This window comes from Micromonospora sp. DH13 (genome assembly GCF_020873825.1).
GTDB classification, from domain to species: domain Bacteria; phylum Actinomycetota; class Actinomycetes; order Mycobacteriales; family Micromonosporaceae; genus Micromonospora; species Micromonospora haikouensis.
Genome location: NZ_JAHWGR010000027.1, coordinates 1 through 13,921, shown reverse-complemented (window position 1 = coordinate 13,921; position 13,921 = coordinate 1). Strand labels below are relative to the sequence as shown.

The 13,921-nt window shown below is 76.5% G+C and carries 10 protein-coding genes; 2 read left to right on the top strand and 8 right to left on the bottom strand.

Going from position 1 to position 13,921, the window contains the following annotated elements; all coding sequences use genetic code 11:
* The first annotated feature begins 57 nt into the window (after window positions 1–57).
* Both LPA42_RS23310 and LPA42_RS23305 read left to right on the top strand, forming a co-directional pair.
* Window positions 58–1,779, top strand: a complete 1,722-nt coding sequence (locus tag LPA42_RS23310; RefSeq protein WP_077937739.1) for an ABC transporter ATP-binding protein — start codon at window positions 58–60, stop codon at window positions 1,777–1,779.
* Window positions 1,776–3,548: an ABC transporter ATP-binding protein gene (locus LPA42_RS23305; protein ID WP_077937738.1), complete on the top strand. Its 1,773-nt coding sequence runs from the start codon at window positions 1,776–1,778 to the stop codon at window positions 3,546–3,548. Before LPA42_RS23310 ends, LPA42_RS23305 begins: the two co-directional genes overlap by 4 nt.
* A 37-nt stretch (window positions 3,549–3,585) precedes the next feature.
* On the opposite strand, the gene LPA42_RS23300 is transcribed toward LPA42_RS23305, so the two are convergent.
* The 8 genes from LPA42_RS23300 to LPA42_RS23265 form a co-directional block, all read right to left on the bottom strand.
* Window positions 3,586–4,212, bottom strand: a complete 627-nt coding sequence (locus LPA42_RS23300; protein ID WP_228986855.1) for a response regulator transcription factor — start codon at window positions 4,210–4,212, stop codon at window positions 3,586–3,588.
* A gap of 94 nt (window positions 4,213–4,306) precedes the next feature.
* A complete protein-coding gene (locus LPA42_RS23295; protein ID WP_228986854.1) occupies window positions 4,307–4,912 on the bottom strand; it encodes a LuxR C-terminal-related transcriptional regulator in 606 nt (201 codons plus the stop codon).
* 200 nt (window positions 4,913–5,112) lie between these two features.
* Complete coding sequence (locus LPA42_RS34205) at window positions 5,113–6,411, bottom strand: hypothetical protein (RefSeq protein ID WP_305076037.1); 1,299 nt, start codon at window positions 6,409–6,411, stop codon at window positions 5,113–5,115.
* 147 nt (window positions 6,412–6,558) lie between these two features.
* Window positions 6,559–6,999 carry a hypothetical protein gene (locus tag LPA42_RS23285; RefSeq protein ID WP_077937734.1) on the bottom strand — a complete coding sequence of 147 codons (441 nt, stop codon included), beginning with the start codon at window positions 6,997–6,999 and terminating at the stop codon, window positions 6,559–6,561.
* Between the two features lie 184 nt (window positions 7,000–7,183).
* Entirely contained in the window at window positions 7,184–11,704 is a 4,521-nt protein-coding gene (locus tag LPA42_RS23280) for a HAMP domain-containing protein (RefSeq protein ID WP_228986853.1), read from the bottom strand.
* Between the two features lie 176 nt (window positions 11,705–11,880).
* Window positions 11,881–12,339 (bottom strand): ATP-binding protein, encoded by a 459-nt coding sequence (locus LPA42_RS23275; protein WP_077937731.1) that lies wholly within the window; start codon window positions 12,337–12,339, stop codon window positions 11,881–11,883.
* A 58-nt stretch (window positions 12,340–12,397) separates the two neighbouring features.
* Window positions 12,398–13,066: a DUF305 domain-containing protein gene (locus LPA42_RS23270; protein WP_228986852.1), complete on the bottom strand. Its 669-nt coding sequence runs from the start codon at window positions 13,064–13,066 to the stop codon at window positions 12,398–12,400.
* Window positions 13,051–13,800 carry a lytic polysaccharide monooxygenase gene (locus tag LPA42_RS23265; protein WP_228986851.1) on the bottom strand — a complete coding sequence of 250 codons (750 nt, stop codon included), beginning with the start codon at window positions 13,798–13,800 and terminating at the stop codon, window positions 13,051–13,053. The genes LPA42_RS23270 and LPA42_RS23265 overlap by 16 nt, the downstream gene beginning before the upstream one ends.
* Between the last annotated feature and the right edge of the window lie 121 nt (window positions 13,801–13,921).

Here is a 13,921-nt window from a genome sequence, read left to right as displayed (position 1 = left end):
CCCGGGTGGACAGACGTGTCCACCCGGGGCCGCCCGCCGTTTCGCGGGGAGGCGCCGATGCGCAGGGGCGACGGGCCGTTCCGCCAGGCCGCCCGCGACGCCGGGGCTTGGGCCTGGGCGCTGGGCGCGGTCACCCTGACCGGCGCCGTCGCCGAGCTGCTGCTGCCGGCGGCGCTCGGCCTCGCCGTCGACGCCGCCCTGACCGGCGGCAGCCGCTGGTGGCCGGTGGCCGTCTGCGCCCTGGTCGCCGTGCTCGTCACCACCGACACCCTCGGCGACCTGGCCGCCGGCTACGGCGCCGCCCGCGCCACCGCCCGGCTGCGCGGCCGGCTGCTGCGGCACCTGTTCGCCCTCGACGTGCGCGCCGCCCGCCGGTATCCGGTCGGCGACCTGGTGGGCCGGCTCGTCGGGCAGGCCGCCGACGCCGGCCAGGCCGGCAACACCGTCGTGCTGGGCGCGATCGCGCTGCTGCCTCCGCTGGGCAGCGTCGTCGCGCTCACCCTGATCGAGCCGGCGCTGGGGGTCACCCTGCTCGCCGGCCTCCTGCTGCTCGGTGGCCTGATGCGCGCGTTCGTCACCGACGCGTCGGCGGCCACCGCCGGCTACCAGAAGGCCCTGAACCGGATCGCCGGCCGGCTGCTGGAGTCCCTCGCGGGCGCGCGGACCATCGCCGCCGCCGGGAGCCGGCGGCGGGAGCAGGCCCGGGTGCTCGCGGCCCTGCCGGAGCTGGGCGGGCACGGCCGGCGCGGCTGGGAGCTGCTGGCCCGGGCCAGCGCCCGCACGGCCGCCGTGGCGCCGCTGCTGCAACTGGCCGTGATCGCCGTCGGCGGGTACGCCCTGACCGTCGGCTGGCTCACCCCCGGTCAGCTCGTCTCGGCGGTCCGCTACGCGGCGACCGGGGCGGGGCTGGGCGCGGTGCTGGCCACCCTGAACCGGCTCGTGCGCAGCCGCTCCGGGGCCGCCCGGGTCGGCGAGCTGCTGGCCCTGCCGGCACCGGCCGACGGCGACGCCCCGCTGCCGCCGGGCGCGGGGGCGCTGCGGCTGCACGGCGTGACCGTGCGCGGCGACGACGGCCGGCCCGTCCTCGACGGCGTCGACCTGAGCGTCCCGGCCGGCGCGACGGTGGCGGTGGTCGGCCCCTCCGGCGCCGGCAAGTCAACCCTCGCCGCCGTCGCCGGCCGGCTGCACGACCCCGACGCCGGTCAGGTGCGGCTCGACGGGGTGCCGCTGCCCCGGCTCGACCCGGCCGAGCTGCGCCGCGCCGTCGGGTACGCCTTCGACCGCCCCGCCCTGGTCGGCGCGACCGTGCACGACGCGGTCGGCCTGGCGCTGCCCCCGCAGCAGGCCGCGCCCCCCGCCGACGGCTCCCCCGCGACGGTCGCCGTGCGGCGGGCCGCCGAGGCGGCGGCCGTGGACGACGTCGTCGCCCGGCTGCCGCAGGGTTTCCGCACCCCGCTGGCCGACGCGCCGTTCTCCGGCGGCGAGGCGCAGCGCCTCGGGCTGGCCCGGGCGTTCGCCGGGGCGCGGCGGCTGCTGATCCTCGACGACGCCACGTCCAGCCTGGACACCGTCACCGAGCATCGGATCTCCCGGGCGGTGACGGGGCGGCCGGGCGGGCGTACCCGCATCGTGGTCACCCACCGGGCCGCCACGGCGGCGGCGGCCGACCTGGTGGCGTGGCTCGACGGCGGCCGGCTGCGCGCCGTCGCCCCGCACGCCCGGCTCTGGGCGGACCCGGCGTACCGGGCGGTCTTCCGCGCCGACGGGGAGGCCGGATGAGCGCGCGGGACACCTCCGACGCGGGCACCCCCGGGGTTCGGCGGGCGACGTGGGCGGCGCTGCGCGCCCGGCGCGCGGCCGTGGCGCGGCTGGCCGGCTGGTCGGCCGTGGAGGCGCTGCCGGCGCTGCTGTCGGGGGCCCTGGTGGCGCGGGCCGTCGACGGGGGCTTCCTGGCCGGTCGGCTCGGCGCGGGGCTCGGCTGGCTGGCGGCGCTGGGCGCGGCGGTGCTCGTGGGGGCGGTGGCGACCGGCCGGACGTACCGCAGCCTCGGCGCGGTGGTCGAACCGTTCCGCGACGACCTCGCCGCCCGGGTGGTTCGGGCCGCCCTGCACGACGCGACCCGGCCCGGCGGACGCCCCGACAGCGCCGCCGCGGCCCGGCTCACCCACCAGGTGGAGCTGGTCCGCGACACCTTCGCCGGCCTGCTCATGGTGACCCGGGGGTTCCTGTTCGCCGCCGGCGCGGCGTTGATCGGGCTGCTCGCCCTCGACCCGGTGGTCGCGGCGCTGGTGGCCGCGCCCCTCGTCGCCGGCGTGGTCGTGTTCCTCGCCGCGCTCCCGGCGATGGCGGGGCAGCAGCGCCGGTACGTGCGCGCCGGGGAGGAGCTGGGCCGGGCCGCCTCCGCCGCGCTGGCCGGGCACCGGGACGTGCGGGCCTGTGGCGCGGCCGGGCGGGTCGTCGCCGACGTGGGCACGCGGGTGGCCGACCAGGCCGCCGCCGAGCGCACGCTGGCCCGGATGGCCGCCGTGCGCAGCCTCAGCCTCGGCCTCGGCGGCTGGCTGCCGCTGGCGGTGCTGCTGCTCGCCGCGCCCTGGCTCGTCGACCGGGGCCTCACCGCCGGCGCGGTGCTCGGGGCCCTGGTGTACGTCTCCACCGGCCTCCAGCCCGCCCTGCACGCGCTGGTGCAGGGCGTCGGGGGTGGCGGCCTGCGCTACGTGGTCACCCTCGACCGCATCCTGCGGACCTGCCCCGACGAGGCGGGCGAGCCGCCCGTGCGGCGGCCCGACGCCGCGCCCGTCCCGCCCGGCGACGGGACGCCCGCCGTCTGCGCCCGGGGGCTGACCTTCCGGTACGGCGTCGCGGCGCGGCCGGTGCTCGACGACGCAGGCGTGACGCTGGCCGCCGGGGAGCACCTCGCCGTGGTGGGGCCCAGCGGGGCGGGCAAGTCCACCCTGGCCGCGCTGCTGTCCGGGCTGCTCGCGCCGCAGGCCGGCACCGTGCGCCTCGGCGGGGTCCCGGTCGCCGATGCCCCGCCGGAGGCACAGGCCCGGCTGCGGGTGCTGGTGCCCCAGGAGGCGTACGTCTTCACGGGATCGCTCGCCGACAACCTGCGCTACCTGCGGCCCGACGCCGACGACGCCACGGTCACCGCCGCCCTCGACGCCCTCGGCGCGGGCCCGCTCGCCGCCCGGCTCGGCGGGCTGGCCGGGGAGGTGACGCCGGCGGCGCTCTCGGCCGGCGAACGGCAGCTGATCGCCGCGGTGCGGGCGTACCTCTCCCCCGCCCCGCTGGTGCTCCTCGACGAGGCGACGTGCCACCTGGACCCGCCGACCGAGGCGCGGGTCGAGGAGGCGTTCGCCCGGCGACCCGGCACGCTGGTGGTGATCGCCCACCGGATCAGCTCGGCCGTCCGGGCCCGCCGGGTGCTGGTGCTCGACGGGGCGCAGCCGGTGCTCGGCACCCACGAGGAGCTGCTGGCCCGGTCGGCGACGTACCGGGAGCTCGTCGGCCACTGGGACGACCGGCCGACCGCCGCCGCCCGGAGCTGACCGCCCCGGGCCGCCGGCGGCCGGCCGGCGGCGCGCCTCAGATCCAGCCGGACTCGCGGGCGAACCGGACCGCCTCGATCCGGGTGCGGGCCCCGGTCTTGCGGGCGATCCGCCCGAGGTGGTTGCGGACGGTGCCGCAGGACAGCCGCAGCGATCCCGCCACCTCGGCGACCGGTGCGCCGGCGGCGGTCAGCCGCAGCACCTCGGTCTCCCGGGCGGTCAGCGGGCAGTCGGCGGCGAGCGCCGCCATGACGAGCTCGGCGTCGACCACCGACTCCCGGCGGGCGAGGCGACGGACCCCGTCGACCACCCGCTGCGGCGCCACGTCGCTGGCGAGGATGCCGACGGTGCGCCCCGGGGCGAACACCCCGTGCAGGCCCCGGGCGCGGCGCGGGTCGGCGAGCACCAGCAGCGGACACGGCTGCGCCGTCGCCGGGTCCACCATCGCCCGGCCCTCGTTGATCAGATCGAAATCCACCACGGCGACGTCCGGCCGGCCGGCACGCACGGCCTGGTCGACCGCGTCGCCGCGGCCCACCTCCCCCACCACGTGGATGTCCTCCTCGGCTGCGAGGACGAGCGACAACGCGCCCCGGACCAGGGCACCGTCCAGGGCGAGCAGGGTACGGATCACGTTGGACCTCTCCCAGGCGTCTCGGCGCATCACAGATCGTGAACATTCAAACACGAATCACAATGCATCGCTCGACGAGCGAACGGGGTACCGGATCGCTCCGTCGGTACCCCGTTCGGCACGTCTACAACCATCCCTCCCGTTGCGCCAGGCGGACCGCCTCCATCCGGTTGCGGGCACCCGTCTTGTGCAGGATCGCCGACAGGTGGTTGCGCACCGTCCCGTGGGCCAGGAAGAGCCGGCGGGCGATCTCCTTCAGCGGTACGCCCTCGGCCGCCTCCCGCAGCACCTCCCGCTCCCGCCGGGTGAGCGGGTTGACCGGTGGGCTGAGCACCGCGACGGCGGCGGACGGGTCGATCACCCGCTCCCCGGCGGCGGTCGTGCGGACGGCGCGGACCAGTTCCGGCAGCGCGACGTCCTTGCTGACCAGGCCGCGCGCCCCGGCCGCCAGGGCCGCCTCCACCAGCGGCGGGCTCCACCGGAGGCTCATCGCCAGCACGGCCGTCCCCGGCGCCTCGGCGACCACCTTGGCCACCACCTCCGCCGACTCGGGCAGCTCCGGCTTCAGGTCCAGCACCAGCACGTCGGGACGTTCCCGGCGCAGCACCGCCCACAGGTCGCCGACGTCGGCGGCGTCGGCGATCACCTCGATGTCCTCCTCACTCGACAGCGCGGCGCACAGCGCGCTGCGCAGCAGTCCCATGTCCTCGGCCACGACGACGTGGATCACCACGGATCTCCGATCTCGGATACGCGGCACGCCGGCCCGGCCACGCCGGCTCGGGGCGGGCGGGGCGGGGTCGGTGTGCGCGGAACGGGCAGCGTCGGCCCGCGGCGGTCCCTGGTGGACGCCCACAGGCCCCGTACGGCCACGTCGGCGGTGCGGCACGGCACAGCGCCGGCGACCGCGGGACGGGCCCTGCCGAGACCTCAGCCGGGACGGGCGGCGACTCCCGGAGCCCGGCCGTGGGCCGAGGCGGGCGGGAGGGCGGTGCGGTGCCGGCCGACCGCGCTCACGGGCGAGCGCGGGGCCTCGGCCGCTGCGGGCGTGGGCCCGGACCCGGTGCGCGGGTCGTCGGCGCGGTCGTCCGTGGGCGACACGGGTCGGCTCGGGCCACCCGCCGACGTCGGCCCCGCCGCCGCCCGGACGGACCCGGACGACGAATCCGACGACGCACCGACCGGGGCGGCTGGCCACGCGGCCAGGAACGTCCCGGTCGGGGCCTCGGCCGCGACGGCGGACCGCACGGGCGGGAACGCGGACGGCGCTTCACCACCGGGTACCACCGCCGGGGCGTCCACCGGGTCGACCGGCCCGCCCCCGGGTGTCGGCCCCGCGCGCGGCGGCGCCGACCCCGTCGGGTCGGCGGGATCGGACGGGACCAGGGGAAGCACCGGCAGCACCGGCGAGAGCAGGTTGCCCACCAGGCCCAGGATCGGGGCCACGAGATGCTGGTTGACCCCGGAGAGGGTCGAGGCGAGCAGGGCGCCGAGGGAACTCGTCAGGTCGCCGACGACCTCCGGCAGGCAGTGCGCGAGCCGCCCGTCACCGCCCCGCCCCGGCTCTCCGGACGGCAGCGCGGGAAGCGAGCCGGCGGGCGGGACGGCGGGGTGCTGCGGTGCGGCGTCCGGCGCGGCCGGTCCGCCCGGCGTGACCGCCACCCCGCCGGGCGACGTGCCCGGACCCCCCGGTCCACCGGAGACGGGGTCGACAGCGGGTCGGTCCGACGCCGGCGCGGGCTCGGCCGACACGGGTGGCGCGGGCTCGGACGGTGTAGCCGGCGCAGGCTCGGACGGTTCGGACGGCTTGCTCGGCCCGGACGGCCTGTCCGGCTCGGGATCGGCCGGGGCGGGCTTCGCCGGGGCGGGGTCGGACGGGGCGGGGGTGGAGGCGTCCGGAGGCGACGGGGCCGGTCGGAGCACCCCGCGCAGCGGGCCGGTCGGGACGGGCCGCTCCCGGTCGGGCCGCGCGGGATCCCGCAGGGACGAGCCGGGACGCGGCCGGTCGGGCGACGCGAGGCGCGGTCGGCCGGCGTCGCCGGGCGCGAGGGCGGCGGCGAGCGGGTCGGCGTGACGGAGTGGCCCCGAGTCCTCACGTGCCGCCGCCGGGCCGGAGAACAGGACCGCCGTGACGACGCCCGCACCTACCGCCGCCAGCAGCAGCCCGGCCCGCCGCCACAGTTGGGCCGGCCCGGGGGCCGACGGGGCCCCGGCACGCCGCGACGCCACGGCAACCACGGCCGGGGCGGAGCGGACAGCGGGACAACGCACGCGGGCCGACCTCTCTGCTCGGAAGGCGTCGACACATGGTAGCCACGCCGTAACCCCGCTGCATCTTCGTCGCGCGTCCGGTTTCCGACTGATCGGGCGGGGCGGTCAGTGGGGCGGAAGGTGGTCGCGGAGTGCGGCGAACTGGGCGACGGTGAGGTACGACGGGTTGGCCGCCTGCGGCTGGCGGAGCACCTCCAGCCCGCCCAGCCGCGCGTCGGCGCGCAGCCGGTGCCGGGGCACCCGGTCTGCTTCGTCGAGGACGGTCAGGTCCAGCGGCACGGACCATCCCCCGTCGCGGTCCACGACCGGCGGGGCGGCGACGCGGCCCACGCCCCAGACCCCGTACGGCAGTCGGCCCCGGCTGCCACTGGCCCACAGCACCACCGGCTGGCCGGGTCGCATCAGGCGGGCCCGGTAGCCGGGGCGTACGCACCAGCTCTCGACGCGGGGGTCGCGCCGGAACCGGGCCGCGAGGTCGACCCGGTCGGCATTGCCCTTGACCAGCCACGCGCCCAGGTCGTCGAGGCTCACCCGTCGCTCGTTCACCCCGGCATTGTGCCCGCGCCGCCGGACCTCCGGCGCGGATGTCGGCGAGGTGGCGGTATCCCCGCGCCCCGATGCCGCCATGTCGGCGACCCGGCGCGCGCCCCCGCATGCGTGCCCCCGCACACGCGACCCCACCGCCGGCCCGGGGCCCCCGCGCGGCGCCCCGCCGAACGGGACGGGGGCGTCAGCCGTCGAGCCAGCGGTGGATGCAGTGCAGCAGGTCCTCGGCGTCCACCGGCTTGGTGACGTAGTCGCTGGCACCGGAGGTGAGGCTCTTCTCCCGGTCGCCGCGCATCGCCTTGGCGGTGACCGCGATGATCGGCAGGTCCGCGTAGCGCGGCATGGCGCGGATCGCGGCGGTGGCGGCGTACCCGTCCATCTCCGGCATCATCACGTCCATCAGCACGAGGTCGATGTCGTCGTGGCGCATCAGCGTCTCGATGCCCTTGCGGCCGTTCTCAGCGTAGACCACGTCGAGGCCGTGCAGTTCCAGGATGTTGGTCAGGGCGAAGACGTTGCGGGCGTCGTCGTCGACCACCAGCACCTTGCGGCCGGCGAGGCCGACGCCGAAGCCCTCCCCGGGTGCGGCGGCCGGAGGCAGGGGCCGGGCGAGGGGCACCACGTGGCCGGCGGCGTCCGCCGACAGGTGCAGGACGATCCGCTCCCGCAGGTCGTCCAGGCTGCCGAGGATCTCCAGGGGACGGTCGCCGGCCACCGCCCGCAGCAGCGCCTCCTGGCCGGCCGCCAGCGGGCGCGCGTGGTACGCCAGCACGGGCACGCCCCGGTGCGCGGGGGCGTCGTGCAGCGCCCGCAGGAGCACCGCCCCGCTGTCGTCCGGCAGGTCGAGGTGGACGACCAGGCACTGGTGCCGGTGCTGCGCCACGGCCTCCAGCGCGGCCGGGGCGTCCAGCGCGGTGGCGACCTCGACCGGCGGACCGGCCAGCCCGGCCGTCACGCCGTGGACCAGCATGGTCAGCAGCCCCTTGTCGTGGTGTTCGAGGACCAGGACCCGCCGCGGCCCGACCGGCGGCTCCCCGGCCGGCGCGGTGACCGGGTGCGGCCCCGCCGCCAGGTCGAGCCCCGCGCGGCCGGCGAGGGCGGCGAGGGCCGCGGCGGAGGACGCGGCGGCTGGCGGGACGGGGGACGTGGGCGGGGTCCCGGGGGCGACCGGGCCCGTGAGCGTGGCCGGCAGGTAGAGGGTGAAGCTGCTGCCCCGGCCGAGGACACTGCGGGCGGTGATCCGGCCGCCGAGCAGGTGGGCGATCTCCCGGCTGATGGACAGGCCCAGCCCCGTGCCGCCGTAGCGGCGGCTGGTGGTGCCGTCGGCCTGCTGGAAGGCGTCGAAGATGGCGGTGAGGTGCTGCTCGGCGATGCCGATGCCGGTGTCGACGACCCGGAACGCGACCACGGTCTCCCCCGGGGTGAACCCCTCGGGCAGTTCGTCGGGGCGGGCCCGCTCGATGCGCAGCTGCACCCGGCCCTGCTCGGTGAACTTGACCGCGTTGGAGACGAGGTTGCGCAGCACCTGCCGCAGCCGCTGCTCGTCGGTGTGCAGCCACTGCGGCACGTCCGGGCCGGTGCTGATGTCCAGCTCCAGGCCACGCGGCGTGGTCAGCGGCCGGAACGTCGCGTCGACGTAGTCGCGCAGCTCGCTCAGCGCGAACGTCTCCGGGTTGACGTCCATCTTCCCGGCCTCGACCTTGGACAGGTCGAGGATGTCGTTGATCAGCTGGAGCAGGTCGGTGCCGGCGGAGTGGATGACGGTGGCGTACTCGACCTGTTTGGCGGTGAGGTTGCGGTTGGGGTTCTGCGCCAGCAGCTGCGCCAGGATGAGCAGCGAGTTCAGCGGCGTACGCAGCTCGTGGCTCATGTTGGCGAGGAACTCCGACTTGTACTTCGAGGCCAGCGCGAGCTGCTGGGCGCGGGCCTCCAGCTCCTGGCGGGCCTGCTCGATCTCCGAGTTCTTGGTCTCGATGTCGTGGTTCTGCCGGGCCAGCAGCGCCGCCTTGTCCTCCAGTTCGGCGTTGGAGCGCTGGAGTTCCTCGGAGCGGGCCTGCAACTCCTCGGAGCGGGCCCGCAGCTCGGCGGCGAGCCGCTGGGACTCGGTGAGCAGCACGTCGGTGCGGGCGTTGGCGACGATGGTGTTGACGTTGACGCCGATGGTCTCCATCAACTGGTCGAGGAAGTTGCGGTGCGTCTCGGTGAACCGGCTCATGCTGGCCAGCTCGATCACCCCGAGCACCTGGTCCTCGAAGGGGATCGGCAGCACCACCAGGTGCCGGGGCGTCGCCGCGCCGAGGCTGGAGGAGACGGTGACGTAGTCGGCCGGCACGGCGTCGACCACGATGGCCCGCCGGCTCGCGGCGGCCTGCCCGACGAGGGAGTCGCCGAGGGTGAAGCGACGGCCGGAGGCGCGGTGACCGTACCCGCCGACCACCCGCAGGGTGGGCTCCCCGGCACCGTCCTCGACCAGCAGGAACGTGCCGAGCTGGGCGGAGACCAGCGGCGCCAGTTCGTCCATCACCAGCCCCGCGACGATCTCCAGGTCCCGGTGGCCCTGCATGAGGCCGGAGATCCGGGCCAGGTTGGTCTTGAGCCAGTCCTGCTCCTGGTTCATCCGGGTGGTCTCGCGCAGCGACTCCACCATGGAGTTGATGTTGTCCTTCAGCTCGGCCACCTCGCCGGAGGCGTCGACGGTGATCGAGCGGGTCAGGTCGCCGGTGGCCACCGCGCTGGTCACCTCGGCGATGGCGCGGACCTGCCGGGTGAGGTTGCCGGCCAGCTCGTTGACGTTCTCGGTGAGCCGCTTCCAGGTGCCGGAGACGCCCTCGACCTCGGCCTGCCCGCCGAGCCGCCCCTCGCTGCCCACCTCGCGGGCCACCCGGGTCACCTCGGCCGCGAACGACGAGAGCTGGTCGACCATCGTGTTGATGGTCGTCTTCAGCTCCAGGATCTCGCCCCGGGCGTCCACGTCGATCTTGCGGGTCAGGTCGCCCTGGGCCACGGCCGTCGTCACCTGGGCGATGTTGCGGACCTGGCCGGTGAGGTTGTTGGCCATCGAGTTGACGTTGTCGGTGAGGTCCTTCCAGGTGCCGGCCACGTTGGGCACCCGGGCCTGCCCGCCGAGCCGCCCCTCCGTGCCCACCTCCCGGGCCACCCGGGTCACCTCGTCGGCGAACGCGCCGAGGGTGTCCACCATCGTGTTGATGGTCTGGGCGAGCACGGCCACCTCGCCCTTCGCCTCCACCGTGATCTTGCGGCTGAGGTCGCCCTGCGCGACGGCCGTGGCCACCAGCGCGATCGAGCGCACCTGGTTGGTGAGGTTGTTGGCCATCTCGTTGACGTTGTCGGTGAGGTCCTTCCAGGTGCCGCCGACGTTGGACACCCGGGCCTGCCCGCCGAGCCGCCCCTCCGTGCCCACCTCCCGGGCCACCCGGGTCACCTCGTCGGCGAACGCCGAGAGCTGGTCGACCATCGTGTTGATGGTCTCCTTCAGGGCCAGGATCTCGCCCCGGGCGTCGACCCGGATCTTCTGCGTCAGGTCGCCCTTGGCCACCGCCGTGGTGACCTCGGCGATGCTGCGCACCTGGGCGGTGAGGTTGTCGGCCATGACGTTCACCGACTCGGTGAGGTCCTTCCAGGTGCCGGAGACGCCCTTGACGTCGGCCTGCCCGCCGAGGCGGCCCTCGGTGCCGACCTCCCGGGCGACCCGGGTCACCTCGTCGGCGAACGACGACAACTGGTCCACCATGGTGTTGATCGTGCTCTTGAGCTCCAGGATCTCGCCGTGCGCGGTGACGGTGATCTTCTGCGACAGGTCGCCGCGCGCGACCGCCGTGGCCACCTGCGCGATGCTGCGGACCTGGTCGGTGAGGTTGCCGGCCATCGAGTTGACGGAGTCCGTCAGGTCCCGCCAGGTGCCGGCGACGCCACTGACCTGCGCCTGGCCGCCGAGACGGCCGTCGGTGCCGACCTCCCGGGCGACCCGGGTCACCTCGTCGGCGAACGACGACAACTGGTCCACCATCGTGTTGATCGTGCTCTTCAGCTCCAGGATCTCGCCCCGGGCGTCCACGGTGATCTTCTGCGACAGGTCGCCCCGCGCCACCGCCGTGGTCACCTGCGCGATGTTGCGGACCTGGCTGGTCAGGTTGCCGGCCATGAAGTTCACCGAGTCGGTGAGGTCCCGCCAGGTGCCGGCCACTCCGGGCACCTCGGCCTGCCCGCCGAGGCGGCCCTCGCTGCCGACCTCCCGGGCCACCCGGGTCACCTCGTCGGCGAACGACGACAACTGGTCCACCATCGTGTTGATCGTGACCTTCAGCTCCAGGATCTCGCCGCGCACGTCCACGGTGATCTTCTGCGACAGGTCGCCCCGCGCCACCGCCGTCGCCACCTCGGCGATGTCGCGGACCTGGTCGGTGAGGTTGCCGGCCATCGCGTTGACGGAGTCCGTGAGGTCCTTCCAGGTGCCCGACACGCCGGGCACCTCGGCCTGCCCGCCGAGCTGACCCTCGGTGCCCACCTCGCGGGCCACCCGGGTCACCTCGGAGGTGAACAGCGACAGCTGGTCGACCATGCCGTTGAAGACGGTGGCTATCTCGCCGAGCAGGCCGTCGCCGTCCTCCGGCAGCCGGGTGCCGAAGTCGCCGTCGCGGACCGCGGTCAGGCCGGCCAGCAGCTGCCGCAGCCCGGGATCGGTCACCGGGCCGGGGGGCGTGTGGGGCGTCGCGCCACCGTGCCGTGCCGCCGACCGCTCGACCATCGCAACCCCCCGCACCGCGACCCGCCCGACGGCCCGCCCGCCCGGCAGCGACACCAAACCCGCGCAAGTATGCCCGGAAGGTCACCCAAGCCGCATCGGGGGCGGCCGGCGGGTCGTCAGCGGCGGTCGGCCGCCGGGGCCGGCAGGCGGGCGCTGACCCAGGCGGTGGTGCCGCGTCCGTCGGCCCGGATCTCCAGGCCGTCGGTGAGCTGCTGGGCCAGCCACAGGCCACGGTGGCCGACCTCGTGGGGCGCGGGCAGCGCGACGCGTACGTCGCCGAGGCCGGGGCCGTCGTCGCTGATCTCGCAGGTCAGCAGGTCGCCGTCGCGCCGCAGCCGCAGCCGGCCGCTGCCCCCGCCGTGCCGGACGACGTTGGTCACCAGCTCGTGCACCGCCAGCACGAAGTCCTCCAGGGCGACGTCGGCCAGCCCGGCCGCGCCGGCCGCGGCAGTGACGGCGTGGCGCAGCGCCGTCACCCCGTCGGCCCGGATGGCCTCCGCCAACAGCGTCACCCCGGCATCCTCCCGGGACGCGCCGGCCCCCGCGCCGCCGCCGTCACCCCCACCGCTGCTCATGGCCGGACCGTACACGTCCCGCAGGTGACGTGGGCGGGCCCGGGCGGTTTGCCGCCGGTCAGGCCGCCGGGAGCCCGGCCAGCAGCCGGAGCTGCGCGGCGCGCGAGCGGGCGATGCGGTCGGCGAGATCGCGTACCTCGGGCCCGACGGCCACCGGCAGGTGGGCCCGGGCCAGCGTGACGGCGGCCCGCTGGTGGGCGGTGAGCACCTCGACGAGTACGGCGTCGAACCGGCCCGCGGGCGCGGCGCGCAGCCGCGCCAGGTCGGGATCGGCGGTCGCCGCGGCGCCCTGGGTGCCTTGGACGTCGTGGTGGGCGTCGTGGTGCGGATGCTGGCCCGCCGGTGCGGTGGCGCCGCCGTCGGGGGCCGCGGCGAGCCAGCGCCGCATGGTGGCCAGCTCGTCGGCCTCGGTCACGTCGACGGCGGCGACGAGGGTGCGCAGCTCGACGTCGGTGATCCGGCCGGTGGCCGCCGCGGCGACGACCCGGGTCCGGTCGTGGTGGGCCACCATCGCCCGGAGGAACGGCACGTCCGCCGGGGCGGGCGCGCAGCGCGCGCAGTCCCCGCCGGGCGTCGGCGCCGAGGCAGCCGGCGGGGCGGGGGCTGTCGGGCCGGGGTCCGCCGCGCAGCCGGTGGCGACCAGGAGCGCGGCGAGCGCCAGCGCCGCACGGCGGGCGCGGCCCGGGAGCCCGGGCCGCACCCGCCGGCGGGTCAGAGCCGGGTCCACAGGGCGGGCACGTTCGGCGGCTCCCAGCCGGGCAGGGCGGTGTGGGCCTGCACGCACCGGTACGTCGCGCCGCCGTAGGTGACCTGGTCGCCCACCCGGTACGCCTGACCGGCCGTCCAGGTGCCGCCCGGAGCGGGGGTGGTCGGGGCCGGGGTGGTCGGCGCGGGGGTGGCCGTCCTCGTCGGCGACGGCGTCGGGGTGGGGGTGGGCGTCGGGGTGCCGCCGGTGCCGACCTGGAGGTCCACGCAGGAGTAGAAGGCGTTGGCGGTGTCGGCGATGTTCCAGATGGCGAGCACCTTCTGCCGGCCCGACCAGCCGCCCAGGTTGACGGTGTGCGAGACGGTGGCGTCGGGCTGCCGCCCGCCCCCGTCGACGACGGCGACCCGGGTGCCGCCGATCCAGTATTCCCAGTTGCTGGTGGCGTGCCGGGCGGTGTTGGTCCAGGTGAACGTGACGGAGCTGCCGACCTGGGTGGCCGGCCAGCCCCGGGCGTCGTCGTCGAGGACGGCGAACTGGCCGATACCGGCGCTGCAACTGCGCAGCCCCTTCGGGCCCTCGACGCTCTGCGGCTCGTACCTGATCTGGCCGCAGTCGGGGACGCGGCCCTGGGCGCAGAGCGCCTGCCGGCTCGGCGGTCCGGACACGTAGCCGTGCGCCTGGGCGGGCACCGCGACGGCCAGGGAGGCGACGACGGCCCCCGCCGACGCCAGCGGGAGGACGACTCTTCGACGCATGTGACGCTCCTTCGTTTCGGGGCAGGCGTCGGCGCAGCACGCCGAGCTGGGCCGACACGCCCGCCGGAGGCATACGATGAACATAAATTAAACTTTCTTAACAGTAAACCCCGCCCCCACC

Coding starts and splice junctions, on each gene's coding strand:
- LPA42_RS23310 (WP_077937739.1), top strand. CDS start 58: ATGCGCAGGGGCGACGGGCCGTTCCGCCAGGCCGCCCGCGACGCCGGG.
- LPA42_RS23305 (WP_077937738.1), top strand. CDS start 1,776: ATGAGCGCGCGGGACACCTCCGACGCGGGCACCCCCGGGGTTCGGCGG.
- LPA42_RS23300 (WP_228986855.1), bottom strand. CDS start 4,212: ATGCGCCGAGACGCCTGGGAGAGGTCCAACGTGATCCGTACCCTGCTC.
- LPA42_RS23275 (WP_077937731.1), bottom strand. CDS start 12,339: ATGAGCAGCGGTGGGGGTGACGGCGGCGGCGCGGGGGCCGGCGCGTCC.
- LPA42_RS23265 (WP_228986851.1), bottom strand. CDS start 13,800: ATGCGTCGAAGAGTCGTCCTCCCGCTGGCGTCGGCGGGGGCCGTCGTC.